Annotated in this window: 18 protein-coding genes and 1 riboswitch; of the genes, 15 read left to right on the top strand and 3 right to left on the bottom strand. The window is 72.3% G+C overall.

The window, feature by feature from the left end:
- Positions 1–3 precede the first annotated feature (3 nt).
- The 13 genes from C3B71_RS07535 to C3B71_RS07475 all read left to right on the top strand — a co-directional run bounded on the left by C3B71_RS07535 (position 4) and on the right by C3B71_RS07475 (position 22267).
- Positions 4–1602, top strand: a complete 1599-nt coding sequence (locus C3B71_RS07535; RefSeq protein WP_073332191.1) for an acyl-CoA carboxylase subunit beta — start codon at positions 4–6, stop codon at positions 1600–1602.
- 73 nt (positions 1603–1675) lie between these two features.
- Positions 1676–11167 carry a type I polyketide synthase gene (locus tag C3B71_RS07530; protein ID WP_108969678.1) on the top strand — a complete coding sequence of 3164 codons (9492 nt, stop codon included), beginning with the start codon at positions 1676–1678 and terminating at the stop codon, positions 11165–11167.
- Between the two features lie 1052 nt (positions 11168–12219).
- The gene (locus C3B71_RS07525; RefSeq protein WP_073332197.1) at positions 12220–12483 is read left to right on the top strand and encodes a type II toxin-antitoxin system Phd/YefM family antitoxin; all 264 of its coding nucleotides are present in this window, start codon (positions 12220–12222) and stop codon (positions 12481–12483) included.
- An 11-nt stretch (positions 12484–12494) separates the two neighbouring features.
- A complete protein-coding gene (locus C3B71_RS07520; RefSeq protein WP_073332200.1) occupies positions 12495–12755 on the top strand; it encodes a Txe/YoeB family addiction module toxin in 261 nt (86 codons plus the stop codon).
- Positions 12745–13278, top strand: coding sequence for a holo-ACP synthase AcpS (acpS, locus tag C3B71_RS07515; protein ID WP_108967126.1), 534 nt, complete (start codon positions 12745–12747; stop codon positions 13276–13278). The genes C3B71_RS07520 and acpS overlap by 11 nt, the downstream gene beginning before the upstream one ends.
- Before the next feature lie 99 nt (positions 13279–13377).
- Positions 13378–14379 carry a dihydroxyacetone kinase subunit DhaK gene (gene dhaK, locus C3B71_RS07510; RefSeq protein ID WP_108967124.1) on the top strand — a complete coding sequence of 334 codons (1002 nt, stop codon included), beginning with the start codon at positions 13378–13380 and terminating at the stop codon, positions 14377–14379.
- Between the two features lie 5 nt (positions 14380–14384).
- Entirely contained in the window at positions 14385–15065 is a 681-nt protein-coding gene (dhaL, locus tag C3B71_RS07505) for a dihydroxyacetone kinase subunit DhaL (RefSeq protein WP_108967122.1), read from the top strand.
- Entirely contained in the window at positions 15062–15481 is a 420-nt protein-coding gene (gene dhaM, locus C3B71_RS07500; RefSeq protein WP_108967120.1) for a dihydroxyacetone kinase phosphoryl donor subunit DhaM, read from the top strand. Before dhaL ends, dhaM begins: the two co-directional genes overlap by 4 nt.
- Positions 15482–15488: 7 nt before the next feature.
- Positions 15489–16970, top strand: coding sequence for a sodium/proline symporter PutP (gene putP / locus C3B71_RS07495; protein ID WP_073332215.1), 1482 nt, complete (start codon positions 15489–15491; stop codon positions 16968–16970).
- Positions 16971–17051: 81 nt separating this feature from the next.
- A complete protein-coding gene (gene amrB, locus C3B71_RS16430) occupies positions 17052–18473 on the top strand; it encodes an AmmeMemoRadiSam system protein B (protein WP_108969676.1) in 1422 nt (473 codons plus the stop codon).
- A complete protein-coding gene (amrS, locus tag C3B71_RS07485; RefSeq protein WP_108967118.1) occupies positions 18470–19597 on the top strand; it encodes an AmmeMemoRadiSam system radical SAM enzyme in 1128 nt (375 codons plus the stop codon). Before amrB ends, amrS begins: the two co-directional genes overlap by 4 nt.
- Before the next feature lie 366 nt (positions 19598–19963).
- Positions 19964–20106, top strand: a riboswitch (FMN riboswitch).
- A gap of 158 nt (positions 20107–20264) precedes the next feature.
- Positions 20265–21128 carry an ABC transporter permease gene (locus C3B71_RS07480; protein ID WP_083565889.1) on the top strand — a complete coding sequence of 288 codons (864 nt, stop codon included), beginning with the start codon at positions 20265–20267 and terminating at the stop codon, positions 21126–21128.
- 107 nt (positions 21129–21235) lie between these two features.
- A complete protein-coding gene (locus C3B71_RS07475) occupies positions 21236–22267 on the top strand; it encodes an ABC transporter substrate-binding protein (protein WP_108967116.1) in 1032 nt (343 codons plus the stop codon).
- Between the two features lie 6 nt (positions 22268–22273).
- Here C3B71_RS07475 and hisG read toward each other — a convergent pair whose 3' ends face one another.
- The 3 genes from hisG to C3B71_RS07460 are packed head-to-tail and all read right to left on the bottom strand — an operon-like array spanning position 22274 to position 24685.
- Positions 22274–23119, bottom strand: a complete 846-nt coding sequence (gene hisG, locus C3B71_RS07470; RefSeq protein WP_073332221.1) for an ATP phosphoribosyltransferase — start codon at positions 23117–23119, stop codon at positions 22274–22276.
- Positions 23120–23175: 56 nt separating this feature from the next.
- A complete protein-coding gene (locus C3B71_RS07465) occupies positions 23176–23439 on the bottom strand; it encodes a phosphoribosyl-ATP diphosphatase (RefSeq protein ID WP_073332223.1) in 264 nt (87 codons plus the stop codon).
- 4 nt (positions 23440–23443) lie between these two features.
- A complete protein-coding gene (locus C3B71_RS07460; RefSeq protein ID WP_108967114.1) occupies positions 23444–24685 on the bottom strand; it encodes a DUF3866 family protein in 1242 nt (413 codons plus the stop codon).
- Positions 24686–24752: 67 nt separating this feature from the next.
- Between C3B71_RS07460 and C3B71_RS07455 the strand changes: the two genes are divergently transcribed.
- Together C3B71_RS07455 and C3B71_RS07450 are read left to right on the top strand one after the other, a co-directional pair.
- A complete protein-coding gene (locus C3B71_RS07455; RefSeq protein ID WP_108967112.1) occupies positions 24753–25739 on the top strand; it encodes a helix-turn-helix transcriptional regulator in 987 nt (328 codons plus the stop codon).
- Between the two features lies 1 nt (position 25740).
- On the top strand, positions 25741–26763 hold the full coding sequence (locus tag C3B71_RS07450; protein ID WP_108967110.1) for a helix-turn-helix transcriptional regulator: 1023 nt from the start codon (positions 25741–25743) through the stop codon (positions 26761–26763).
- Positions 26764–26791 lie beyond the last annotated feature (28 nt).

The raw sequence follows: 26791 nt of genomic DNA, 5'->3' as shown, positions 1-26791 counted from the left end.
CCCATGACTGAGTCCACCACGCCCGACGCCACCATGGCCACCTCGGCCGCGACCAGCGCCTTCCGCGAGCGCATCGCGCGCGCCGACGCGCAGGCCGAGGAGCACGCCGCCGCCCGCCAGCATCCCAAGGGCAAGCACACCGCCCGCGAGCGCATCGCCATGCTGCTGGACGCCGACTCCTTCCTGGAGATCGGCCGCTACTCCGGCTCCGGCGCGGGGGAGGGGGCCCGCCCCTCCGGCGTCGTGACGGGATTCGGCCAGATCGGCGGCCGGCAGGTGGCCGTCTACTCCCAGGACTTCTCCGTGTCCGGCGGGGCACTGGGCACCGTCGAGGGCGACAAGATCGTGCGCCTGCTAGACGACGCCATGCGACTGTCCATCCCGGTGATCGGCCTGATCGACTCCGGCGGCGCCAAGATTCAAGAGGGCGTGGCGGCCCTGCGCCAGTACGGGCGCATCTTCAACCGCACCTGCGCCGCGTCCGGACTGGTGCCCCAGATCAGCGTGATCATGGGGCCGTGTGCCGGCGGCGCCGTCTACAGCCCCGCCCTGACGGACTTCGTGATCGCCACCCGCGAGGCCTCCCACATGTTCGTCACCGGCCCCGACGTGGTGCGCGCCGTCACCGGCGAGCGCATCAGCGCCGAGGAGCTCGGGGGCGCCGACATCCACGGCTCGGTCACCGGCGTGGTCCACTACGTGGCCGAGGACGAGGACGACGCCCTGGACCAGGTACGCACCCTGCTGGCCTACCTGCCGTCCTCCTCCGACCAGGAGGCGCCCCGCTACGCCTACGAGGACGCCGACCGGGCCACGGACCGGGACGCCGCCGCCCAGGTCGGCTCCCTGGTTCCCGCCTCGCCCCGCCAGCCCTACGACGTCACCGCCGTGGTGTCCGCCGTCGTCGACCACGGGGAGCTGGTGCAGGTCCAGGAGGACTTCGCCGCCAACGTGGTGGTCGGCTTCGCCTGCTTCGAGGGCCGCCCCGTGGGCGTGGTCGCCAACCAGCCCCTGGTCGATGCCGGCACCCTGGACGTGGACGCCTCCGAGAAGCTGGCCCGCTTCGTGCGCTTCTGCGACGCCTTCGGCCTGCCGGTGGTCACCTTCGTGGACGTACCCGGTTACCGGCCCGGCGCCGAGCAGGAGCACGCCGGCATCATCCGCCGCGGCGCCAAGGTGATCAACGCCTACGCGTCCGCGACCGTCCCGCTGGTGACGGTGGTGCTGCGCAAGGCCTACGGCGGCGCCTACATCGTCATGGGTTCCAAGGCGATCGGCGCGGACCTGAACTTCTGCTGGCCCGGCGCGGAGATCGCCGTGCTCGGCGCCCAGGGCGCGGTGGGCATCATTCACCGCCGCGACCTGCAGCAGGTGCGTGAGGAGGCCGGTGAGCAGGCGGCCGCCGCCGAGCAGCAGCGCCTGGTCGACGAGTACACGCAGACCGTCATCAACCCCGACAAGGCCGTCGCCATCGGGGAGATCGACGCCGTCATCGCCCCCGAAGACACCCGCACCGTGATCGTGGACTCCCTGGCCGCCCTGGCCGAGAAACGCGACGAGCGGCGTACCCCCTACCGCAAGCACGACAACGGCCCCCTATGAGCCCCCAATGACCATCGACCCAACCAACCCCGACCCACAGACCACCGCAATCGACCCGACAACCGAGGACCGCATGACCACCCAGCCCAACACTGCCGACACCATCGCCGAACGACTGCACGCCGGCGAGCCCTACGTACTCGCCTTCGGCGGGCAGGCCACCCCCTGGCGCTCCACGCTGGAGGAACTGGCCGGCCTGGACCGCGACCTGGCCGGTGAGCTGGTCGCCATCGACGCCGCCGTCGCCGACCGGCTCGCCCCGGTCGCTACCGACCTGCTGACGGTCACGCCGCGCGGCGGGCGCTTCTTCACCGACGCCGGCGCGCCGGTGGCCCCGGCCCCGCAGGGCGGCGCCGCCGACACCGCCGACGTGTCCGTACCCGGCATCCTGTTCGCCCAGCACGCCGCCCTGGCCTGCCTGCCCGGCTCCGGCATCGACCCGGCCGGCGAGCACGCCCCCGGCGCCGTGATCGGCCACTCCCAGGGGGTTCTGGGCGTGGCCCTGCTGGAGGCGCTGCGCCGCGCGCGGGAGCACGGTGACGACGCCGTCGCCCCCGACGCGGTGGTGCAGGTGCACGCGATCGCCCGCCTGATCGGGGCCGCCGCCGCCCGCACCACGGGCAGGCTGAACCTGGGCACGGTCGGGGAGACCACCCCCATGCTGTCGGTGCGCGGCGTCACCCGCGCGGTGCTCGACGGGGTCCTGGCGCAGGTGCCCGGCGCGGAGCGCATCGCCGTCGGCGTGGTCAACGGCCGCCAGGCCCACATCCTGTCCGGCCGCCCCGGCGACCTGGAGCAGGTCATCACCGCCTTGCAGGCGGCCGCCCGCCGCAGCGAGCGCGACCGCAAGGAGCGGCGCCGCGGCGGCGCGGTCCTGAACCCGATCACCGAGTTCCTGACCACCTCCGTGCCCTTCCACACGCCGCTGCTGGCCACCGCCGTCGACGACGTGGTGGCCTGGGCGGGCCGCGCCGGCTTGGACACCGACCTGGCTCACGACCTGGCCGTGGCCGTACTGATCGACCCGGTGGACTGGCCGGCCATCGTCACGGCGGCCCTGGGCGCGGGGGAGCGCAAGCTGATCCTCGACGTCGGCCCGGGCACGGTCCTGTCCCGCCTGACCGAACCGGTGGTGGCCGGCACCGGCACCACGGTGGTGCCCGCCGGCACCGCCCGCCACATCGACGACCTGGACCGGCCCGGCACCGCCCCGGCCCCCACCGTGGACCGGGCGCGCTTCGCGCCGCGCCTGACCCGGCTGCCCGACGGCCGCATCACCGTGGACACCGCCTTCACCCGCCTGACCGGCCGCTCCGCGATCCTGCTGGCGGGCATGACGCCCACCACCGTGGACCCGGAGATCGTGGCCGCCGCCGCGAACGCCGGCTACTGGGCGGAGCTGGCCGGTGGCGGCCAGACCACCGCGAAGGTGCTGGCCGACAACCTGGCCGGCCTGGAGCAGGCCCTGGAGCCGGGCCGCACCGCCGCCTTCAACGCCATGTTCATGGACCGCTACCTGTGGAACCTGCAACTGGGCACGCAGCGACTGCTGTCCAAGGCGCGGGCCGCGGGCACTCCCGTCGACGGCGTGATCATCTCCGCCGGCATCCCCGAACTGGACGAGGCCATCACCCTGATCCACCGCCTGCGCGCGGAGGGCTTCCCCTACGTGGCCTTCAAGCCGGGAACGGTGGACCAGATCCGCCAGGTCATCGCCATCGCCAAGGCGGTCCCGGACGTGCCGCTCATCATGCAGATCGAGGACGGTCACGCCGGCGGCCACCACTCGTGGGAGGACCTGGACACCATGCTCCTGGCCACCTACGACGCCATCCGCGCGGTGGACAACATCGTGCTGTGCGTGGGCGGTGGCATCGGCGCCCCGGAGCGGGCCGCCGACTACATCACCGGTCGGTGGGCACTGGCCTACGGCACCGCGGCCGCCCCGGTGGACGGCGTCAGCGTCGGCACCGCCGCCATGACCGCCCTGGAGGCCAAGACCAACGAGGACGTCAAGCAGCTGCTGGTGGACACTCCCGGAATCGACCCCGCCCACGAGGGCGGCTGGGTCGCCTCCGGGGCCTCCGCCGGGGGCATGACCTCGGGCCTGTCCCACCTGCGCGCCGACCTGTACGAGATCGACAACTCCTCGGCCCGCGCCTCCCGGCTCATCCAGGAGATCGCCGGTAACGAGGCCGCCATGACGGCGCGCCGCGACGAGGTGATCGCCGCCCTGGCCAAGACCGCCAAGCCCTACTTCGGCGACGTCGAGTCGATGAACTACCTGGAGTGGGCCGCCCGCTACGCCGAGCTGTGCGTGGCGCCGCATGACGGGCGCGCCGCGGGCCGCGACGACTGGGCCGACGAGGGCTGGTACGACCGGTTCCTGGACCTGCTGCACCGGGTGGAGGCGCGCCTGAACCGCGCCGACCACGGTGAGATCCCCACCCTGTTCGCCGGTGAGGACGACGTCCTGGACGCCGACGCCGCTCTGGCCGCGCTGGCCGAGCGCTACCCGGAGGCCGCCACCACCCAGGTGGAGCCCGCGGATGCGGCCTGGTTCGTGGACCTGTGCCGCAAGCACCCCAAGCCGGTGCCCTTCGTGCCCGTGCTCGACGCCGACATCCTGCGCTGGTGGGGCACCGACTCCCTGTGGCAGTCGCAGGACCCCCGCTACACCGCCGACCAGGTGCGCATCATCCCCGGCCCGGTGTCCGTGGCCGGCATCACCACCATCAACGAGCCGATCGGCCACCTGCTGGGCCGCTTCGAGACGGCCGTGATTGAGGCGCTGCAATCCGCCGGTGAGCAGCCCGCCCCGGCGGCCGGTCGCCTCGGTGTCGGCTGCGGCGCAGGGACCCGCCCGGTGGCCGACGCCACCGAGTTGGTGCGGGCCACCCCGCACGTGCTGTGGAACGGTCACCTGACCGTCAACCCGGCCCGCGTGCTGGACGACGACGCCTACCAGGTGGTGGCCCGTCCCGACGTCGCCGAGGACGCCTACGACCTGGACATCGCCCTGGACACCCACTGGGACCACACCCCCGGCGGGGAGGGCATCCACGCGGTGCGGCGCCTGGTGGTGCCGCTGCGACTGGCCCGCGCCTGGGACGGGGCCGCTCCCTTCGTCGACCCGGGCCGTATCAGCGACACCATGAACGCGCTGCTGCGCGACACCGCCGGCGTCGGCGCCGTGTCCATCACCGGTGACGAGGTTGACCACCTGCCCGAGGTGGTGCCCGCCGTCCCGGACGCCAAGGACATCCTGGGTCGCCCGGCCCACCAGCCCTTCGGCACCGTGCACGCCCGCTTCACCCTGGGTGCGGGCCTGGGCGCGGACCACGCCGCCGTCACCGCCGACGCCCTGCCCACCTCGCTGGCGGCCGCGCCGCTGGTACCGGACGCCCTGCTCGGCCCCTGCTGGCCGGTGGTCTACGCCGCCCTGGGCAGCGTCGTCGAGGACGGCATGCCGCTGATCGAGGGGCTACTGGGCGCGGTGCACCTGGACCACACCATCGACCTGCGCCGCCCGCTGGCGGAACTGGCCCGCGAGGCCGGCCCCGACCGGGTCATTCAGGCCGACGGCTGGGTGGCCGGGCTGGAGGAGTCCAGCGCGGGCCGCGTGGTGGATGTGCGCCTGCAACTGACGGACGCCGCCGACGGCAGCGTGGTTGCGCTCATGCGTGAGCGCTTCGCCATCCGCGGCCGCGCCTCCGGCACCGCCGTGCCCTCCGCGCCCGAGCAGGCCGGCGGCACCGGCCGCGAGACCGCTCCGGCGGCCCGCCGCCTGCTGCGCCGCATCACCGTGACGGCCCCGACCGACATGACGGCCTTCGCCCGCGTCACCGGCGACTTCAACCCCATCCACACCAGCTACCACGCCGCGAAGGTCGCCGGCATGGACGCCCCGCTGGTGCACGGCATGTGGCTGTCGGCCACCGCCCAGCAGGCGGCCGCCGCCACCGCCACCGACGGCACCCACCACGTACTGGCCGGCTGGACCTACACCATGCTCGGCCCCGTGGAGCTCGGCGACCGGGTACAGATCAGTGTTGAGCGCACCGGCCTGGTGATCGGCGGCGGCCTGGTCCTGGAGGTCACCTGCCGCATTGGCGACGAGGTCGTCTCCCGGGGTACCGCCGTCACCGAGCCGGAGCCGACCGCCTACGTCTACCCCGGCCAGGGCATTCAGGCCCGCGGCATGGGCCTGGACGAGATGCGCATCTCCAAGGCGGCCCGCGAGGTGTGGGAGCGCGCCGACGCCCACACCCGCGCGGAGCTGGGCTTCTCCGTGATCTCCCTGGTGCGGGACAACCCCACCGAGATGACCGCCCGGGGCGTGACCTACCGGCACCCCGATGGGCTGCTCAACCTCACCCAGTTCACGCAGGTGGCGCTGGCCACCGTCGCCATGGCCACCACCGCCCGCATGGCGGAGGCCGGCGCCCTGGTGGAGTCCGCCGCCTTCGCCGGCCACTCCCTGGGCGAGTACACCGCGCTGAGCGCCTACGGTCGCGTCATGTCGGTGGAGACCACCATCTCCATCGTCTTCCAGCGCGGCTCCACCATGCACTCCCTGGTGCCGCGTGATGAGTCCGGTGCCTCCAACTACCGGATGGGGGCCCTGCGCCCCAACCAGGCGGGTATTGGCGCCGACGCCGTGGAGGACTACGTGCGCTCGGTGTCCGAGGCCTCCGGGGAGTTCCTGCAGATCGTCAACTACAACCTGGCGGGCGTGCAGTACGCCGTCGCCGGCACCATCAAGGGCCTGGAGGCGCTGGCCGCCGACGCCCGCGCCAAGGCGGCCGCCCGGGGCGGTAAGAACCCGTTCATGTACGTGCCCGGCATCGACGTGCCCTTCCACTCCGAGGTGCTGCGCCCGGGCGTGCCCGAGTTCCGGGAGCGGCTGCTGACGTTGATCCCCACGGACCTGGATGTGGACCGTCTGGTGGGCCGCTACGTGCCCAACCTGGTGGCCCGTCCCTTCGCGCTGACCCGCGACTTCGCCCGTGCCATCCTGGACGTGGTCCCCTCCGAGCCGGTCCGCCAGATTCTGGACGACTGGGAGCAGTGGGCCGCCCGGCCCGTCGAGCTCGGCCGCCAGCTGCTGGTGGAGCTGCTGGCCTGGCAGTTCGCCTCCCCGGTCCGCTGGATCGAGACGCAGGACGTGCTGCTGAGCGCCCCGGAGCAGGGCGGCCTGGGTGTGGAGCACGTCGTCGAGGTCGGCCTGGCCACCTCCCCGACGCTGGCCAACCTCGCCTCCCGCACGCTGGCGCTGCCGCAGCACGCCGGCCGCCACGTGGTGGTGCACAACGCCCGCCGCGACGAGGCGCGCGTACTGGCCACCGACACCGACCCGGCCGCGGGCCTGGAGGAGGAGAGCTTCGAGCTGCCCGACGCGGCCGCGGACGCCGCGCCGGCCTCCGCGCCGTCCGCGCAGACCCCCGCCGCGCCGGCGGCCTCCGCCCCGACCCCCGCCGAGGCCGCACCCGCCGCCCCCGCTGCGAGCGCCCCGGCCGCTGCCGGGCCCGTCGCGGACCTGCCCTTCGGCGCCACCGACGCGCTGACGGTGCTGCTGGCGTACGCCGCCCGCATCCGCCCCGAGCAGATCGCGCCCACCGACACCACCGAGTCGCTGACCAATGGCGTGTCCTCGCGCCGCAACCAGCTGCTCATGGACCTGGGCACCGAGTTGCAGCTGGCCAGCATCGACGGCGCCGCCGACGCCGACATGAACACGCTGGCCGGCATCGTCGCCAAGGGCGCCCCCGGCTACAAGCCCTTCGGCCCCGTGCTGGCCGACGCCACCCGCACCGGGCTGGGCCGGATCCTCGGCCCCTCCGGCGTGCGCGCCGGCCGCGTCGGTGAGCGCGTGAAGGGCACCTGGGGGCTCGGTGACGGCTGGGTTGCCCACGTTACCGCGGAGCTGTTCCTGGGTACCCGTGAGGGCGCCTCCATGCGCGGCGAGGACCTGGCCACGCTGGGCTCCTCCGCGCCGCTGACCAACGCCGGCGCCGTGGACGCCCTGATCGACGCCGCCGTGCAGGCCGTTGCCTCCGCCCACGGGGTGAGCGTGGCCATGCCGAGCGCCGGCGGTGCCGGGGGAGCGGTGGTTGACTCCGCCGCCCTGGACGCCTTCGCCGCTCAGGTGACCGGCGCCGACGGGGTGCTGGCCAACACCGCCCGCACGCTGCTCGATGCCCTGGGCCTGGCCGACAAGGCGGGCGTGCCCGCCGACGCCGACGACGAGGCGGCCGCCACCCGCGCCGCGCTCGCGGCGATCGACGCCGAGCTCGGTTCCGGCTGGGTCAAGTCCGTGACCCCCGCCTTCTCGGCCGACCGCGCCGTCCTCATCGACGACCGCTGGGCCTCCGCCCGCGAGGACCTGGCCCGCCTGGGCAACGGCGAGACCGACCTGGCTACGGCCACCGAGCAGCTGGCCCCGCAGCGCTTCACCGGCCTGGGGGCCGCCGTGGCCGACCAGGCCGCCTGGTGGGGGCGGCAGCTGCGCGCCGCCGCCGACGCCGGGGCGGAGTCGCCGGACCTGGCTCGTCGCGCCGAGATCGCCGAGGCGATCGCCGCCGCGGCTGCCCAGAAGCCGGTCGCCGGCGCGGACTCGGTCCGCTGGGCGGACGACGTCGCCGTGGTCACCGGTGTGGCCCCCGGCTCGATCGCCGCGGCCGTCGTCGGGGAGCTGCTGGCCGGAGGCGCGACCGTCGTCGCCACCAGTTCCCGACTGACCCACGAGCGCTTGACCTTCGCCACCAACCTGTACCGCGAGCACGCCTCCGCCGGCGCCCGCCTGTGGATGGTGCCCGCGAACCTGGCCTCCTACCGGGACGTGGACGCCCTGGCCGACTGGATCGGTAACGACCAGACGGTCACCTCCGGCGGCTCCACGCAGCTGGTCAAGGAGGCGCTGGTTCCGACGCTGCTGTTCCCCTTCGCCGCCCCGCGCGTGGTCGGCACTCTCGCGGACGCCGGCCCGGCCGCCGAATCGCAGACCCGGCTGCTGCTGTGGAGTGTGGAGCGCACCATCTCCGCCCTGTCCGCCATCGGCACCGACACGCATGTGGACCACCGTCTGCACGTGGTGCTGCCGGGCTCGCCCAACCGCGGCACCTTCGGCGGTGACGGCGCCTACGGCGAGGTAAAGTCCGCCCTGGACGCCGTGGTGAACCGTTGGCGCGCGGAGAAGAACTGGTCCGGGCGGGTCACCCTCGCCCACCCGCGCATCGGTTGGGTGCGTGGCACCGGCCTGATGGGCGGCAACGACCCGCTGGTGGCGGCCGTCGAGGCCGCCGGCGTACGCACCTGGTCCACCCAGGAGATCGCCGCCGAACTCGTCGAGCTGTGCACCACCGAGGTGCGCGGCCACGCCGCCCAGGCGCCCGTCGAGGCCGACCTGACCGGCGGTTTGGGCGACGACGTCGACCTGGTGGCCCTGCGCGAGAGCGCCGCCGCGACCGCGCCGGCCCCGCAGGCCGAGCCCGCGTCTCAGGCGAGCATCAAGGCGCTGCCGACCCCGCACGTACCCACCCAGCCCACGGCCCCCGACTGGGGCGAGGTGGACGCCGACCTGGACGACCTGGTTGTAGTGGTCTCCACCGGCGAGGTCTCCACCTGGGGCTCGGGCCGCACCCGCCGCGAGGCGGAGCTGGGCATGACCGGCGGCGACGACGTGGAGCTGACCGCCGCCGGCGTGCTCGAACTCGCCTGGGGCATGGGCCTGCTCACCTGGCAGGACAGCCCCAAGGCCGGCTGGTACGACACCGATGGGGAGTTCGTCGACGAGTCGGATATCTACGCCCGCTACCGCGACGAGGTCGTGGCCCGCTGCGGCATCCGCGAGTTCGTCGACGACGGCGTGATCGCCACCGAGGGCCCGGAGGAGGTCGCCGTCTACCTGGACCACGACATCACCCTCACCGTGGCCGACGAGGCCACCGCCCGCACCATCGAGGTCACCGACCCCGAGCACACGCTGGTGACCCCGGAGCTGGTCGACGGCGCCCCCACGGGGGAGTGGACCGTCACCCGCCTGGCCGGGTCGCTGGCCCGAGTGCCGCGCCGCGCTACGCTCTCGCGCACCGTCGGCGGCCAGTTCCCGGTCGACTTCGACCCGGAGCGCTGGGGCATCCCCGCCGCCATGGTGCAGGGCATGGACACCATCGCCTCCTGGAACCTGGTCACCGCGGTGGACGCCTTCCTGTCCGCCGGGTTCTCCCCGGCCGAGCTGCTGGCGGCGGTGCACCCCTCCGACGTGGCCTCCACGCAGGGCACCGGATTCGGCGGCATGGAGTCCATGCGCAAGATGTTCGTCGGCCGCTTCCTCGGTGAGGAGCGCCCCAGCGACATCCTGCAGGAGGCCCTGCCCAACGTCGTGGCTGCGCACGTGATGCAGTCCTACATCGGCGGCTACGGCTCCATGGTGCAGCCGGTCTCGGCCTGCGCCACCGCGGCGGTGTCCATCGAGGAGGGCTGGGACAAGATCGCGCTCGGCAAGGCCGACGTGGTGGTGGCCGGCGCCATCGACGACATCTCGATCGAGTCGGTGGTCGGCTTCGGCAATATGAACGCCACCGCAGAGGCCGAGGCCATGTACGCCAAGGGCATCTCGGCCCGCCACTTCTCCCGCGCCAACGACCGCCGTCGCGGCGGCTTCGTCGAGGCCGAGGGCGGCGGCACGGTGATCCTGGCCCGCGGCTCCGTGGCGGCCCGACTGGGTCTGCCGGTGGCGGGTGTGATCGGCTTCGTCTCCTCCTACGCCGACGGCGCCCACACCTCCATCCCCGCCCCCGGGCTGGGTGCGCTCGGCGCGGGCCGCGGCGGCAAGGACTCCCGTCTGGCCAAGGCCCTGGCCGCTCTGGGCGTGGAGGCCGACGACATCGCCGTGGTCTCCAAGCACGACACCTCCACCGGTGCCAACGACCCCAATGAGTCCGAGCTGCACACCCGCCTGGCTCGCGCCCTGGGCCGCAGCGAGGGCAACCCGCTGGTGGCCGTCTCCCAGAAGACGATCACCGGTCACGCCAAGGGCGGTGCCGCACTGTTCCAGGTGGCGGGGTTGGCCGAGATCCTGGCCACCGGCGTGGCCCCCGGAAACACCAGCCTGGACGTGGTGGACGCCCCGCTGGAGCGGGACGCCTTCTGGGTGTGGCCGCGTACCCCGATCCGCCTGGCGGGCCGCGGTGGAGCGGACGGCCGCGTCCCGGGCGCCGGCCCGGTGCGCGCCGGCCTGCTCACCAGCCTCGGCTTCGGACACGTCTCCGGCCTGATCGCCCTGGTGCACCCCGGTGCCTTCGAGGCGGCGCTGCGCGCGCAGGGCGGCCAGGAGGCCGTGGACGCCTGGCTGGCCTCGGCCAACCGGCGCCTGGCGGCCGGTACGCGGCAGCGCCGCGCCGGCATGATCGGTCGCGCCCCGCTGTTCGAGCAGATCGACGGCCGGCGCCTGGGCGAGGAGCGCAAGGGTCGCGACCCGCACGAGGTTGAGGCCGCCATGCTGCTCGACCCGCAGGCACGCCTCGGCGCCGACGGTGTCTACCACACCGGCGAACTCGCCTAATCTCCGACACCGGCACCAATGAGATGCCGGCACCGGTTGCAGCGGTGGCCCCGGGAGCTTCGGTTCCCGGGGCCACCGCGCCGTAGGGCTCATCGCGGGGTTGTCGGCGCGAATATGTGCGCGGTTCGGACATATCGCGACCCGTAAGCCGGCTCGGCCCGCCTATTCTTTACGGGGGCAGGGATTCTTTCGGGCGTCCGGTCTTTGCGTACTCCCGGAGCCTTCCTTGGGGCCGGGACTGGAGCCTCACCGTGCGGTGGTGTTTCCCGCGGGGTTCGTGCTCGTGGTGGTCTGTGTATTGACGGTTCGTACCTTTACACCGACGATTCGTACTTGTATGCGACGGTTCGGCACCTAGATGTACGTACCGTCGTCAGAGAGTACGAATCGTCGACCAGAAGTTACGAACCGTCACAAGATGTGCCGAATCGACAGCCAGAAGGTACGACCCCCAAACGAAGGTACTGCGTGGTTTCCACAGCTTTGGGAGCTTTGAGGCCATGACTTCTAGGATGCCGGGGCACTTATCATTGCCTGAATCGTGTACCGACTGGGCAAAAGATCGAGGGCGCCTGGTTGAGCGTCTGCCTGGCACACCCGCCGACACGAATAGCCTTGAAAAGCAGACTTAGGATTGAGTGATGAGCAAGGCCAGCCGGGCCGCGTACCGATGCGAAGACTGCTTGTTCACGGTGCGCCCCATGCGCGCCACAGAAGCCCGTACGGCCACAGGAGTGTGGTATCGCGCCTGTGCGACACCTACGTCCGCCCCGAAGGCGCCACCCGGCAGTGGGTCGATGAGATCTGGAAGCCTCGGCTCACCGACAAAGACATCTTCAACCGTGGGGCGCAACGCTTCTACATACGACTCGGATTCAAAGCAGTTCCGGGCTCGGACGCGTTGTGGCGAGGCGTGCTCCCCGTGGTCACCATGCGCCGGCCGCCGACTGGCGCCAGAAGCGGACGACTGGCGCGAGATAGAACTGGTCGGCGATGCTCCATTGCAGCGAAGAATGAACGTGACGTACAGTTTTCTGCACAGGAGGTGAGTCATGAGGACCATGACCTACACGGAGTCCCGCGCGCGCTACGCCCAAGTGCTCAATGACGTCGTGGACGACCGCGAGGAGGTCGTCATCACCCGAGCCGGGCATGATCCTGCCGTCATCGTCTCCCTAGCGGAGTATGAGGCGCTCAAGGAGACCGCTTATCTCCTGCGCAACCCCGCCAACGCCAGGCGGCTCCTGGAGTCGATCACCGAGCTCGAGGACGGGCACGGCAAGGCCCACGAGCTGGTGAACACCGGTGAGGACTGACCGGGTCCGCCATGAGACTCATCTGGTCTACCCACGCCTGGGAGGACTACCTGTGGTGGCAGACTGAGGATCGTCGAGTCCTCAAACGCGTCAATCTCCTCCTCCAGGACATCCAACGACACGGCAACGAGGGTCTCGGCAAGCCAGAGGCCCTCCGCGGCAATCTCAGCGGCTACTGGTCGCGTCGCATCACGTCCGAGCACAGGCTCGTCTACCGGGTCGATGGGGACGACGTCCTCATCGTTGCGTGCAGGCTCCACTATGGGCGTTGAACCACGGTTGCCCGACGTCCCCGAACGTCAAAACGGTGAGATCCTCGGCGTTGGGGTGGACCTGGTGCATATCTCCGGCCTGGCCGAGCAGTTGCACCAGCCGGGCACCGTATTCGCCGAGCGGGCCTTCACCGCACGCGAGCGGCGCGACGCCGCCCGCCGGGCCGACGTCACCGGCTCGGCGCAGGCCGAGCACCTGGCCGGCCGCTGGGCCGCGAAGGAGGCCTTCATCAAGGCCTGGTCCCAAACCGTTAACACCAGCGCCGGGCGAGCGGTCCCTCCGCAGCTGTCGCCCGAGGCGGTCGACTGGCGGGAGATCGAACTGATCACCGACCGCTGGGGGAGGCCGTCGCTGCGCCTGACCGGCGCCGTCGCCGTCGCCGTCACCGACTCCCTGGGCGACGGCGCCGCGGGCCCGCAGCACTGGCCCGTGTCTTTGACTCACGACGGCGACTGGGCGGCCGCCGTCGTGCTTTACTCCGCAAGCCGCTCCGCCTCGCTTGACCGCCCCGATCGCGCGTGAGCCGCGCCGGCTGCGCCCCTCACCGGTTCTCTGTATCGAACCGGACGCCGAATGGGGCCGAGACAGTGATCGGCGACTCATCCGCGGTACAGTTCTGCCATGAAAAAGCTCATTAACTCCGTCGACGGCGTCGTGACCGACGCGCTGGCCGGAATGGCCGCGGCACACCCCGATCGCCTCCGGGTGGATGTTGACCAGCACATCGTCTACCGGGCCACCCCCAAGGAGGATGGCAAGGTCGCCATCGTCTCCGGCGGGGGCAGTGGCCATGAGCCGCTGCACGGCGGGTTCGTCGGCTTCGGCATGCTCGACGCCGCCTGCGCGGGGGAGATCTTCACCTCCCCCGTTCCCGACCAGGTCTCCGCCGCGACCGCCGCCGTGGACCGGGGTGCGGGCGTACTGCACATCGTCAAGAACTACACCGGCGACGTCATGAACTTCGACATGGCCGCAGAGATGGTCGCCGCCGAGTCCGGCACGGAAATCGCCACGGTTGTGACCGCCGACGACGTCGCCGTGGAGGATTCCCTGTACACCGCCGGCCGCCGCGGCGTGGGCGTGACCGTGATCGTGGAGAAGATCGCCGGCGCCGCCGCCGAAGCGGGGCGCTCCCTCGCCGACGTTGCGGCGGTCGCCAAGCGCACCTCCGAGGCCGGTCGCTCCATGGGCATGGCGCTGACCTCCTGCACCGTGCCCGCCAACGGCAAGCCGTCCTTCGACCTGCCCGAGGATGAGATGGAGATCGGCATCGGCATTCACGGCGAGCCTGGCCGGCATCGGGACAAGATCGCCCCCGCCGGCGAGATCGCCAAGCAGCTGGTCGACCCCATCCTGGCCGAACTGCCGGAAGGCGACCGGGGTGTCATTGCGCTGCTCAACGGCATGGGCGCCAGCCCGCTCCTGGAGCTGTACCTGATGTACGGCGAGGTCGCCAAGTTGCTTGACGCGGCCGGCGTGAAGGTGGAGCGCTCGTTGGTGGGCAACTACATCACCAGCCTGGACATGGCGGGCTGCTCGCTGACGCTGGTGCGCGCCGATGAGGACATGCTCGGCCTGTGGGACGCTCCGGTGAACACGCCCGGCCTGCGTTGGGGGGTCTGAGCGCCATGACGACTTCAACTGCACAGACCCCGTCCGCCCCGCTGACGACGCTGGCCGCCACGGATGTGGCCGCCTGGATCCGGCGCGCATGCGCCCTGGTCACCGAGCAGGCGGACTATCTGACTGCCCTGGACGCCGCTATCGGCGACGCCGACCACGGCGCCAACATGAAGCGAGGCCTGACCGCCGCCGTCGAGGCGCTGGAAGCGGAGCCGGACTCCCCGGCGGCGGTCCTCAAGCAGACCGCGATGGCGCTGATCTCCAAGGTCGGCGGTGCCGCCGGGCCCCTGTACGGCACCTTCTTCCTGCGCATGTCCACCGCCTGCGCCAAGCACGAGACCATCGACACCGCCGCCCTGGTCGACGCCGTCGAGGCCGGCATTGGCGGCATTGTGCAGCGGGGTAACGCCGAGGCGGGGGACAAGACCATGTTGGACGCCTGGTACCCGGCCCTGGAGGCGCTCCGTGCCGGCACGGACGGCGCCTTCGCGGCCGCCGTCAATGCCGCCGCCGACGCCGCGGCGGCTGGGCGGGACGCCACCGAGCCGATGCTGGCGAAGAAGGGGCGCGCCTCCTATCTGGGGGAGCGGTCCGTCGGTCACATCGACCCGGGCGCCGCCTCCACTGCTCTGATCATGCGGGCGCTCGCCGACGTCGTCTCCGGCCAGACGGCGGACGCCGCATGACGGGCATCGTCGTCGTCTCTCATTCACGCCCGCTCGCCGACGCCGCCGTCGCCCTCGCCAAGGGGCTGATTCCAGGTCTGGATGCGCCCACGGAGGTGGCGGCGGGCCTGCCCGACGGCTCCCTGGGCACGGACGCCACCGAAATCATGGCGGCGATCGAGCGCGTCGACGACGGCTCGGGCGTACTGGTGTTGGCAGACCTGGGCAGCGGCGTACTCAGCGCCCAGATGGCCCTGGAGTTGCTGGACCCGGACTTGGCCGCGCACGTGCGCCTGTCCGGCGCCGCGCTGGTGGAGGGCCTGGTCGCCGCCTACGCGGCGGCCGGCACCGGCAAGGGCCTGGATGCGGTACAGGCCGACGCCGATGCCGCCGCGTCACTTAAACTGCGGCAGGTTGCAGGCCCCCCACCCGACTAGGAGCACCATGACCGAGACGACCTTCCAAGCCATCTCGATGATCATCTACTTCGTTGGAATGGTGGCGATCGGCTGGTGGGCCTACGGTCATAACGACTCCCTGGACGACTACATGCTGGCTGACCGCGGGCTCGGGCCCGCGGTCACCGCGCTGTCTGCGGGCGCCGCCGACATGTCCGGCTGGCTGCTGATGGGGCTGCCCGGGGCGCTGTACGCCAGCGGGCTGGTGGAGGCGTGGATCGCCGTCGGGCTGACGGTGGGGGCCTGGTTGAACTGGCGCTATGTGGCGCCCCGGCTGCGCTCCTACACGGAGGTGGCCCACGACTCCATCACCATCCCCAGCTTCCTGGACAACCGGCTGCACGACGACCGGCACCTGCTGCGCTGGGCCAGCGGGGGCGTGATCGTCGTGTTCTTCACCTTCTACGTCTCATCCGGGATGGTCTCCGGCGGCACCTTCTTCGAGTCCTCCTTCGGCCTGGACTACCGGCTGGGTCTGACCCTGGTGGCCGCCATTACGGTGATGTACACACTGGTGGGCGGCTTCCTGGCGGTGTCCTACACGGACCTGGTGCAGGGAGTCATGATGGTGACCGCGCTGATCGCCGTGCCCGTTGTCGGTGTGACGCGCCTGGGCGGGTTGGGGCCGACCCTGCGGGCGGTCAGTGAAGTCGACCCGCACTACTGGGCGGTGCTCGGACCCACCACCTCCGTGATCGGTATCGTCTCCTCCCTGGCCTGGGGCCTGGGCTACTTCGGCCAGCCCCACATCATTGTGCGCTTCATGGCGCTGCGCAGCCCGCAGGAGGCCGTGGCCGGCCGCCGCATCGGCATCGGCTGGATGCTGTTCGCCGTCGCCGGGGCGGCCGCAACCGCCATCGTCGGTGTGGCGATCTACCAGCGCGACGGCGCCGCCCTGACCAACCCGGAGACCGTGTTCATCAGCCTGGGGCAGCTGCTGTTCCACCCCTTCGTGGCCGGGTTCATGCTGGCCGCCATCCTCGCCGCGATCATGTCCACCATCTCCAGCCAGCTGCTGGTCACCTCCTCCGCCCTGATCGAGGACCTGTACCGCCAGGTTTTCCACCGGCAGGTTTCCCAGCGTCGGCTGGTCATGTACTCGCGCTTCGCGGTGCTGAGCGTGGCCGTGATCGCCGCGGCCATGGCCTGGACGCCCAATGACACGATCCTGGCGCTGGTCGCCTTCGCCTGGGCGGGCTTCGGCGCCTCCTTCGGCCCGACGGTCCTGCTGTGCCTGTACTGGCGGCGGCTGACCGCCACGGGCGCCTTCGCCGGCATTATCGCCGGCGCCGTCGTCGTCATGATCTGGGGCAATGTCTCCGGCGGGCCCGGCGGCATCTTCGACCTGTACGAGCTCGCCCCCGGCTTCGCCGCGAACCTGCTCGCCGCCTGGGCCGTGTCCCGCGCCGGCACGCCGGACCACGCCGTCGCCGGCGAGTTCGACGCCGCCGTGGCCGCCGCCCGCTGAGACCTGTCGGCCGGCCGGGCCGCACCGGATACATGCGGGCCCGGCCGGAGTATCCTGGTGTTGCTCAAGGGAGAGACCACCATGAAGACCGTCCGCCGTCCCGCCGTCGCCGGAAGCTTCTACCCCGGGGATGCGCGCGCCCTGAAACGCATGCTCGCCGACCTGCTCACCCGGGCGCGGGCCCAGCTGTCCGCCGCCCCGGCCGTGCCCAAGGCCGTCGTCGTCCCGCATGCCGGCTACGTCTACTCCGGCCCCATGGCGGCGCGCGCCTACGCCCGCCTGGAGGCCGGCCGGGGACGCATCACCCGGGTGGTGCTGCTGGGCCCCACCCACCGGGTGCCGGTGCGGGGACTGGCGCTGCCCGGCGCCGACCAGTTGGCCACGCCTCTGGGGGTGCTGAATGTCGACGCCGCCGGCTGCGCGCAGGCGGCCGCCCTGCCCGGCGTGACCACCGCGCCGGAGGTACACGCCTGGGAGCACTCCCTGGAGGTGCAGCTGCCCTTCATCCAGACCGTCCTGGGGGCTGACGTCGCGGTGGTGCCGCTGGCTGCCGGGGACGCCTCGGCGCGCACCGTCGCCGACGTGATCAATGCGCTGTGGGGCGGGCCGGAGACCGTCATCATCATCTCCTCCGACCTGTCCCACTACCTGCCGCAGGACTTGGCCGTAACCGTCGACGAGGAGACCGTCACGCGCATTCTCGCCTTGGACTCCTCCATCCCCCACGATCGCGCCTGCGGCGCCACCCCGCTGGACGGGATGCTGTTGGCGGCGCAGGAGCACGGCATGCGCGCCGAACTGCTGGGCCGGTGCACGTCGGCCGACACCGCCGGCGATCCGGATCGGGTGGTCGGCTACTGCGCCGTCGCACTCCATGAGGCGGCCACCGCAGATGCCGAGCCCGCCGCGGCCGCGGCGGGTCCACAGGCGACCGAGCCGCCCGCCGACGCCGGAGACACGCTGCTTCCGCTGGCCCGCAGGGCGATCGCCCGCGCGGTGGGCGCCGAGACCGGCACGCCCGCCGAGTTGCTGGCGGGGGAGCGACCCGCCTGGCTGTATCGCCCCGGTGCCGCCTTCGTCACCCTGCGCAGCGCCGACGGCTCCCTGCGCGGCTGCATCGGCTCGCTGGAGGCGCACCGGTCGCTCGGCGACGACGTCGTCGCCAACGCCGTGGCCGCCGCCCTGCGCGATCCGCGCTTCCCGCCCGTGACGGCGATGGAGCTGCCTGCTCTGAACCTGGAGGTGTCGGTACTCACCACGCCCGAGGTCATGGATGCGCACGATGAGCAGGAGGTGCGCCGTCGCCTGCGCCCGGGGATCGACGGCGTGGTGCTGTCGCTGGGGGCCCGGCGCGCCACCTTCCTGCCGCAGGTGTGGGATGAGTTGCCCGACCCGGCCGACTTCCTGCGCCAACTCAAGCGCAAGGCCGGCTGGCCGGCCGGTTTCTGGGATGCGGACCTGGTGGTGGAGACCTACCGGGTTCGCGCCTGGGAGGAGCCGTGACCGCCTCCGCCCCGCCCGCCTCCAGGCCGGGTGCGGCGGGTGGGGACGCCGGATACACGGCCCGCTGGTGGCACCCGCTGCCGGACGGCCGGCTGCAATGCGACCTGTGCCCGCGGCACTGCCGCCTGCGGGAGGGACAGCGGGGTTTCTGCTTCGTGCGTCGGCGCAGCGGGGAGCGGATCGTGCTGACCGCATACGGCCGGTCCACGGGTGTGTGCCTGGACCCGGTGGAGAAGAAGCCGCTGAACCATGTCCACCCCGGCAGTTCGGTGTTGTCCTTCGGCACCGCCGGCTGCAACCTGTCTTGCAAGTTCTGCCAGAACTGGGAGATCTCCACCGCCCGCTCCATCGAGGTGCTCAGCGTGGACGCCCCGCCGGGCAGCATCGTCGATCAGGCCGCCCGGTTGGGTGCCCGCGCCGTCGCCTTCACCTACAACGACCCGGTGGTCTTCGCCGAGTACGCCATCGACACCGCCCACGCCTGCCACGAGCGCGGGCTGCTGGCCTACGCGGTCAGCGCCGGGTGGATCTGTACCGAACCGGGGCTGGAACTGTTCGGCGCCGTCGACGCCGCCAACATTGATCTCAAGGGCTTCACCGAGGACTTCTACCGGAAGATCACCGGGGCGCGGCTGCGCGACGTGCAGGACACGCTGGTGCGCGTGCGCGAGCACACCTCGACGTGGCTGGAGCTGACCACGCTGCTCATCCCGGGCCTGAATGACTCGCCCGAGGAGGTCGGTCGGCTCGCCGCCTGGGTGGTCGGCGCGCTGGGCGCGGACACGCCGCTGCACCTGACGGCCTTCCACCCCGCCCACCGCATGCTGGACCGGCCGCCGACGCCGGTGGTGACGCTTCGGCGGGCCCGCCGCGCGGCGCTGGATGCGGGGCTGCACTTCGTGTACCTGGGCAATGTGCGCGACGCGGATGGTGCGACTACGCACTGCCCCGGCTGCGGCGCCGCGGTTATCGTCCGCCGCGGCTACACGGTGGAAACCTACGAGCTGGATGCGTCGGGTTGCTGCCGGCACTGCGGGCGACGGCTGCCCGGCCTTTTCGACGCCGACGATCCCGGCGACGGCACGGCAGCATTCCCGTGGCGCCTGGCCCCGACGGGCTGGTGAGCGGCGCGCACCCGCAACCCGCATCCTTTTACACTTATCCCGGTAAGTGGAAAAGACTTCGGTGAGGGTGACAGATATGCCTGCTGGTCCGCCATCCCGTCCTTGACGTCGCCACCACCGCCCAGGAACTGAAGGTTTCTCCGCAGAGCGCCAGACGTTCGCTGGCACGCCTGGAGCAGGCGGGAATCGTGGTCAGCTATCAGGTGGCCCGCGGTCGGCGTGCCTGGCGTGGTCCCGATGTGCTGGCCCTCATGGACCGTGTCACCGCCGGCATACGCCGCCACTGAGACGTATCACACTCCCGCCCGTTTCGGGCGAACAGGGTTGCCACTGCTGCGACCAGCCACTAATGTCGGTGGTGCATGAAACGTGCTCCGGGGTCGGTGAAAGTCCGAACCGGCGGTGACAGTCCGCGACCCGGTTGTGTCCACCCGCAGGGTGGGTGCGGTCGGCTGAGCCGGTGGAATTCCGGCACCGACGGTGAAAGTCCGGATGGGAGGAGACACGTGGCGCGCGTCCGGCGTCGGCGGATCGTGGTGCGTTCCCATGCGGGCGCATCCCGGCCGTAGGCAGCGGCCCCGCGCCGTGCGGTGCTACGCGCGTACCGCCCGTCACCCCGGAGTGCCCCGGGGCGGGTGCTCCGGGGGAGCCGGAGAGGACACCGCGCATGACCAGCGCCACCGTCGCCAGCACCGCCCTCGGCGTGGCCGACCGTGAGGCTGCCCGCGCGCCGCGGCGCCCACGTACCGGATCGTCCCGTCTGCTGCGACCGTTGCTGAACCCACCGGCAGCCCTCGGGGCCGTGCTGCTGCTGGCCTGGTGGGCGATCACCCGCGCCGGGCTGATCCCGCCGGTCTTTCTGCCCAGCCCCGGCGACGTCGCCCGCCGCCTGGTGCTCGCCTTCACCCAAGGCGGCCTGGCCGGATACACCTGGGTGACACTGCGCGAGGCGCTGCTGGGCTGCCTGGCCGCCGCCGCCCTGTCGCTGCCCCTGGCCTGGACCCTGTACCACTCCCGTCGCTTCTCCCGCGCCGTCCTGCCGTACGTGGCCGCCTCCCAGGCGGTCCCGGCCATCGCCATCGCGCCGCTGCTGGTGGTGTGGATCGGCTATGGGACGGTGCCGACCGTGGTGCTGTGCGTGCTCATGGTCTTCTTCCCCATCACCGTCACCGTCCTGCTGGGCCTGCGGGGCCTGGACGCCGACGTCATCGACGCCGCCCGGCTCGACGGCGCCCACGGGCTGTCCATGCTGATCTACCTGGAGCTGCCCATGGCACTGCCCTCCATTCTGTCCGGCCTGCGCACGGGATTCACCCTGTCCGTCACCGGCGCCGTGATCGGAGAGATGACCATGGGCGGAGAGGGCCTGGGCATGGTGCTCGCCTCCCAGCGGCAGACCGTGGACACCACCGGGCTGTTCTCCACCATCGTGGTGCTGTGCGTCATCGCCACCACCATCCACTGGGTGCTGCATGAACTGGAGCGCCGCAGCCGCGTCGTCGCCTCCATGCGGGGGCGCCGCGCCACCTGAGTGCCCGCCCCGCCGCGGTGCGGACGCGACTCCCAACCGATTCCCACTTTCCCCACTTCTACCCGCCCGCTTCCCCTCACCGCCGCACGGCACCGAAAGGAACCCCCATGACCGCCCTCGCCCCCCGCTTGACCCGCCGCACGCTGCTGACCGCCATGGGAGCGGGCACCGCCGGGCTGCTGGCAGCCTGCGCCTCGGGCACCGGCGCCCGGACCGCGACGGCCTCCGCCTCTGCCGACGCCTCCGGGCTGGTGATCGGCATGACCTACACCCCGAACGTGCAGTTCGCCCCCTTCTACCTGGCCCTGGCCGACGGCGAGTATGCGGCGGGCGTCTCCCTGCGCCACCACGGGGAGCAGGAGGGGCAGTTCGACGCGCTGCTGGCCGGGACCGAGCAGGTGGTGGTGGCGGGCGGCGACGAGGCCATCGTGGCCGCGTCCAACGGCAATGAGTTGGTGATCATCGGCGGCTACTACCAGCGCTACCCGGGCTGCATCATCGTCCCCGAGGAGTCCGACATCACCCAGCTCGCGGACCTGGCCGGCAAGACGATCGGCACCCCCGGCAAGACGGGAGAGACCTGGTACTCGGTGCTGGTGGCGCTGTCCTCGGCCGGGCTGAGCGAGGACGACGTCGACGTGCAGGAGATCGGCTACACCCAGCAGGCCGCCCTTTCCAGCGGCAAGGTGGACGCGATCGCCGGCTTCTCCAACAACGACGCCGTCCAGATCGCCCAGAACGGCATGCCCGTGCGCATCATCGCGATCGGCGAGGAGGTGCCGCTGCTGGGTGCCTCCCTGATCACCACCCCGCAGGTGCTGGCCGACCGCCGCGCCGAGCTGGAGGAGGTGGTGACCGCCTCCGCCGTCGGGATGACCAAGTTCGTGGATGACCCCGATGCGGCCGTGGAGGCCACCAAGGAGTACGTGCCCGACCTGGTCGACTCCGCACAGGCCGACAATGCACGCGAGGTGGCCGTGGCCACGGGTGAGCTGGTGCGGCCCAGCGAGAACACCGTGGTGGGCGCGCTGGTGCCGGAGCAGGTGGGGGAGACCATCGACTTCCTGGCCGGCCGCGGCCTGCTCGGTGAGACCACCGTGACCTCCGACGACGTCTGCGACCCGCTGCTCACCGTCTGAACATAGTTACAGTCGGCAGGCCACCAGGGAGGACACCAGGATGGCGCGCGCGCCGATGGCGTAGAGCTCGTCCATGACGCGGTTGGCGTCCTTGCGGGGGACCATCGCCCGCACCGCCACCCAGTCGGGGTTCTGCAGCGGGGAGACGGTGGGGGACTCGATGCCGGGGGTGATCTCGCTGGCCAGGTGCAGCCGGTTCATGGGGATGTCGTAGTCCACGAGCACGTAGGAGCGGGCCCGCAGCACCCCCTCCAGACGGCGCACGAGCGTGGCCAGGCCGGGCTCGTCGCGGTACTGCTCGGTGGTGATCAGCACCGCCTCACTGGCAAGGATCGGTTCGCCGAAGGTCTCCAGGCCGGCGGCACGCAGCGTGGACCCGGTCTCGACGACGTCGGCGATCAGGTCCGCCACCCCCAGCTGCACGGAGGACTCCACGGCGCCGTCCAGGTGCACGGTCTGAGCATTGATTCCCTGTTCGGCCAGGAAGTTGCGCACGAGCACGTCGTAGGAGGTGGCCACCCGCTTGCCCTCGATGTCGGCGAGCGTACTCATGGTGCCGGCGGGCGCAGCGAAGCGGAAGGTGGAGCGGGCGAAGCCGAGTGGCAGGTGCTCGATCGCCTCCACGCCCGAGTCCAGCAGCAGGTCGCGGCCGGTGACGCCGGCGTGCACGGTGCCTTGGCCGACGTAGACGGCGATGTCGCGCGGACGCAGGAAGAACAGCTCGACCTGGTTGGCGTCGTCGACCAGGACGAGTTCCCGCCCGGAGCGGCGGGTGCGGTAGCCCGCCTCGGCGAGCATGGTGGTGGCGGGCTCGGACAGGGAGCCCTTGTTGGGCACGGCGATGCGCAGCACGGTGGTCCTTGATGTGGTGAGTGGTTGGTGGGTCGATGCGGGGCCCGGCGGGCCGGTCACAGGTAGCGGTAGATGTCCTCGAGCGTGTACCCCTTGGCGAGCATCATCACCTGGGTGTGGTACAGCAGCTGGCTGAGCTCCTCACAGGCGGCCTCGTCGGACTCGTGCTCGCAGGCCATCCAGGACTCGGCGGCCTCCTCAACCAGCTTCTTGCCGATGAAGTGCACACCGCGGTCGAGCTCCTCAACCGTGCCGGACCCGGCGGGGCGGGTGGCGGCCTTGTCCTTGAGCTCGGCGAAAAGGTCCTCGAAAGTCTTCATGGGCTCAGCGTAGTGCAGCCCCCGGTGTGGTCGCCGCGCCCGCCCGGGCCGCGGGCAGGGCCTGGGCCAGCCGGGCGGCGTGGCGGCCGGCCGCGGCCGCGGTCAGGAAGCCGGCGGCGTCCTCGGACAGGCCGCGGCCCATGGTGTTCAGGCGCACGCCGGCCTCCCGCTCCACGGCGGCCAGCGCCCCGAACAGCCCGGTCACCGGCACCTCCACCAGCCGGTGCGTGGCTCCCTGCCGGCGCGGGGCGCACAGGGCGGCGGCCTGCTCGGCCACCTGCCGCCCGAAGGCGCCCTCCAGGCGAGGAACGACGACGTCGGCCGCGGCCAGGGCGACGCGCCCGTAGGCGGTCAGGGAGTGGTGGGAGATACCGCGGTGGCGGGCGCGGCCGTCCGACTCGGACACGCGCAGACAGGCGACCGGGTGGCCGTCCAGGGCGGCGACGGCGTTGACGGCGTCGCCGCAGGCCACGCCGGAGAAGCCCCAGGGGGTGTCGGTGCCCAGGTTGCCGGGGCCCTGGGCGACCACGATCACGTCCGCGCCCAGCACCAGCCGGGCCGCCAACAGGCCGTTGTGGATGCTGACGGCCTCCAAATTCCCGCCCCAGGCCTGCCCGACGCTGACGGTGCCGGCCAGCAGCCCCGCCTCCTGCAGGGCGGCGACCGTACGCGAGTATGGCAGCGGCAGGGCGCCGCCGTCGGTCATGACGTAGACGACGCGCAGCTCGCGCCGCCGCGACGGCGTGGCCGCCGCGTCGCGGTCCGGCTCCAGCGGGGCGCGCAGGCCCGCCAGGACCGCCGGCAGGGCGGAGTGCAGATCGGCGATCACCACGGGCGTGCCCGCGAGGGTGAGGTCCTCGATCGGGGCGGACAGCAGCGCATGGGCGGGAGTGTCCTGCTCATCGACGCCGGTGACCATCACCTGGTCGGGCATGTAGCGGGCCTTGACCAGGTGGCCGTCCGGCGCCGGATCGGCCGGCAACACGCTCGGCCGCGCGGTCACCATCGCGTGCCCGCCGGTGCCCAGGCCGCGGGCCAGTGCGGACACCTCCAGCCGCACCCACTCGCCGGGCTCGGGCAGGCCGGTCACGGACTCGTAGGCGACGGCCCGGCACGGCTCGCCGTCGCCGAGCACGACGGCGCCCGGCGGGGCCGACACGATCCGGGCCTCGACCTCCGCGCAGCGCCTGCCGGGACGTCCCCAAATCCGCCGCACGCCGAGCACGTTCGCGTCACGCCACATCATGTCCTCACCCTAAGCCACCCGGGTGTCTCACCCGCACCGGCACCGCCGCAGCGCCTACGCTGGCGCCGTGCCCCAACCCGCATCCCGCCCCGCTCCGGCCGCCATCCCCGCCGAGGAACGGCAGGTCAACCTGCTGCTGGCACTGCGCAACACCGCCGTGGGCCTGACGCGCACACAGATCACCCGCACGGTCGCCGGCTATGACGCCGACGGCGGCGCCTCCGCCGAGCGCATGTTCGAGCGCGACAAGGGCGTGCTGCGGGACTTGGGCATCCAGATCACCACCATCGGCCAGGGCGAGGACGCCCGCTACCGCATCACGGACGCCGACTACACGCTGCCCGACCTGACGCTGACGGCCGCGCAGGCCGCCGCTGTCGAGCTGGCCGCCTCCGCCTGGCGCAGTGGGGCACTCACCCCCGCGGCCCGGCACGCACTGACCAAGATGCGGGCGGTCGCCGCGGACTCCGACCCCGCGCCGCTTCCGGATCTGAGCATTGACCTGGGCAGTGACATCTCCGGTGGACAGGTGCCCGCCGAGCTGGCCGGCGCCGTCCAGGAGCGGCGCCGCGTGAGCTTCGACTACGCCTCCGCCAGTTCCGGGAGAGTGGGGGCTCGCATCGTGGAGCCGCACCGGCTGCGCATGAGCGAGGGCGCCTGGTATCTGGACGGCCGGGACCAGTCCTCCGGCCAGCAGCGCACCTTCCGGCTGGCTCGCATCGTCGGGCCGGTGTCGGTGATCTCCGCGGCCGAGGCCTTCCCGGCCCCGGCCGCGCCCGCCCCCGCCGGGGTTGAGGCGGTGCTCGTCGTCGCTCCCGGCCGCGCCCTGCAACTGCGCGCCCGCGCGCACGCAACCGCGCCGGCGCGCCGACCGGCCGGCTGGGACGAGATCCATGTGACCTACACGGACCGGTTCTCCTTCGCCGGGACGCTTGCCGCCCTGGCCGACGCGGTCGTGGTCCTGTCCCCGCCCGAGCTGCGAGACGACGTCGCCGCGCACCTGCGGGCGGTGGCCGCCCTCGGCGGGCCCCCACCGGCCCAGGAGGGGCACTGACATGGCCCGCCCCAGTTCCACCGACCGGCTGGTGCGGCTGCTCGCCCTGCCCGCCTGGGTGTCCGAGCACGACGGCGCCACCCTGGAGCAGGCGGCCGCGCACTTCGGCGTCACCGCGCAGACCATCCGCCGGGATGTGGACACCCTGTGGGTCTCCGGCCTGCCCGGGGGCCTGCCCGACGAACTGGTGGACTTCTCCGCCGAAGCCCTCGAGGCCGGCCGGCTCAGCCTGACCGAACCGCTGGGCCTGGACCGGCCCGTGCGCCTGTCCCACCGCGAAGCGGTCGCGCTGCTGCTCTCATTGGGCGTGCTGGCGCAGGTGCTGGCCGACGATCCCGACGCCGCGGCCGTCCTCGACCAGACGCGCCGCGCCCTGCACCGGGCCCTGGGCGCCTCGAGTAGCGCGGACGCCCCGGCGTCACCGGCGGTTCCCGGGCCGCAGGCCGCACCGGCGGGCGTGCTGCCGGCCGTGCGCCGGGCACTCGCCGGGCGACGGCGCCTGCACCTGGTCTACGTCTCCGCCACCGACACCCGCACCGAACGCGACGTCGACCCCCTCGAACTGGTCAGCGACGGCACTCACCTGACGCTGCGCGCCTGGTGCCTGACCGCCCGTGCCGAGCGATCCTTCAGAATCGACCGTATTTTGCAGGCGCAGGTCCTGGACGTGCCGGCCGTCAGCCACCGGGCTCCGCACCGCGCCCCGCGCACAGCCGCAGTGGAGGCGACGCTCGTGCTCAAGCCGACCGGCCGCTGGCTGGTCGAGCAGATCCCCTGTGAGGTGTTGCATACCGACCGGGATGGCACACTGCACGTGCGGATACGGGGGCGGGACCGGGCCTGGCTGGTGGGCCTGGTGCTGTCCGCCGGCCGTCACCTCCGGTCGGTCGCTCCCGCCGACCTCGCGGACGAGGCGGCCACGGCCGCCCAGCGCGCCCTGGACAGTGCGGCCGCCGTATACGCCTGTGGTGGAACACCGGCGAACGGATGCGCGCCCGACGACGGCGAAACGCTAGACTCGTGAGCGTATCTGCGGGCTCATCTACAGTCGC

The sequence above is a fragment of the Actinomyces sp. Z16 genome (assembly GCF_003111765.1).
In the GTDB taxonomy this organism is placed as follows: Bacteria; Actinomycetota; Actinomycetes; order Actinomycetales; family Actinomycetaceae; genus Actinomyces; species Actinomyces glycerinitolerans.
The sequence above is the reverse complement of the archived record's forward strand: the minus strand, read 5'-3'. Positions and strand labels throughout refer to the sequence as shown.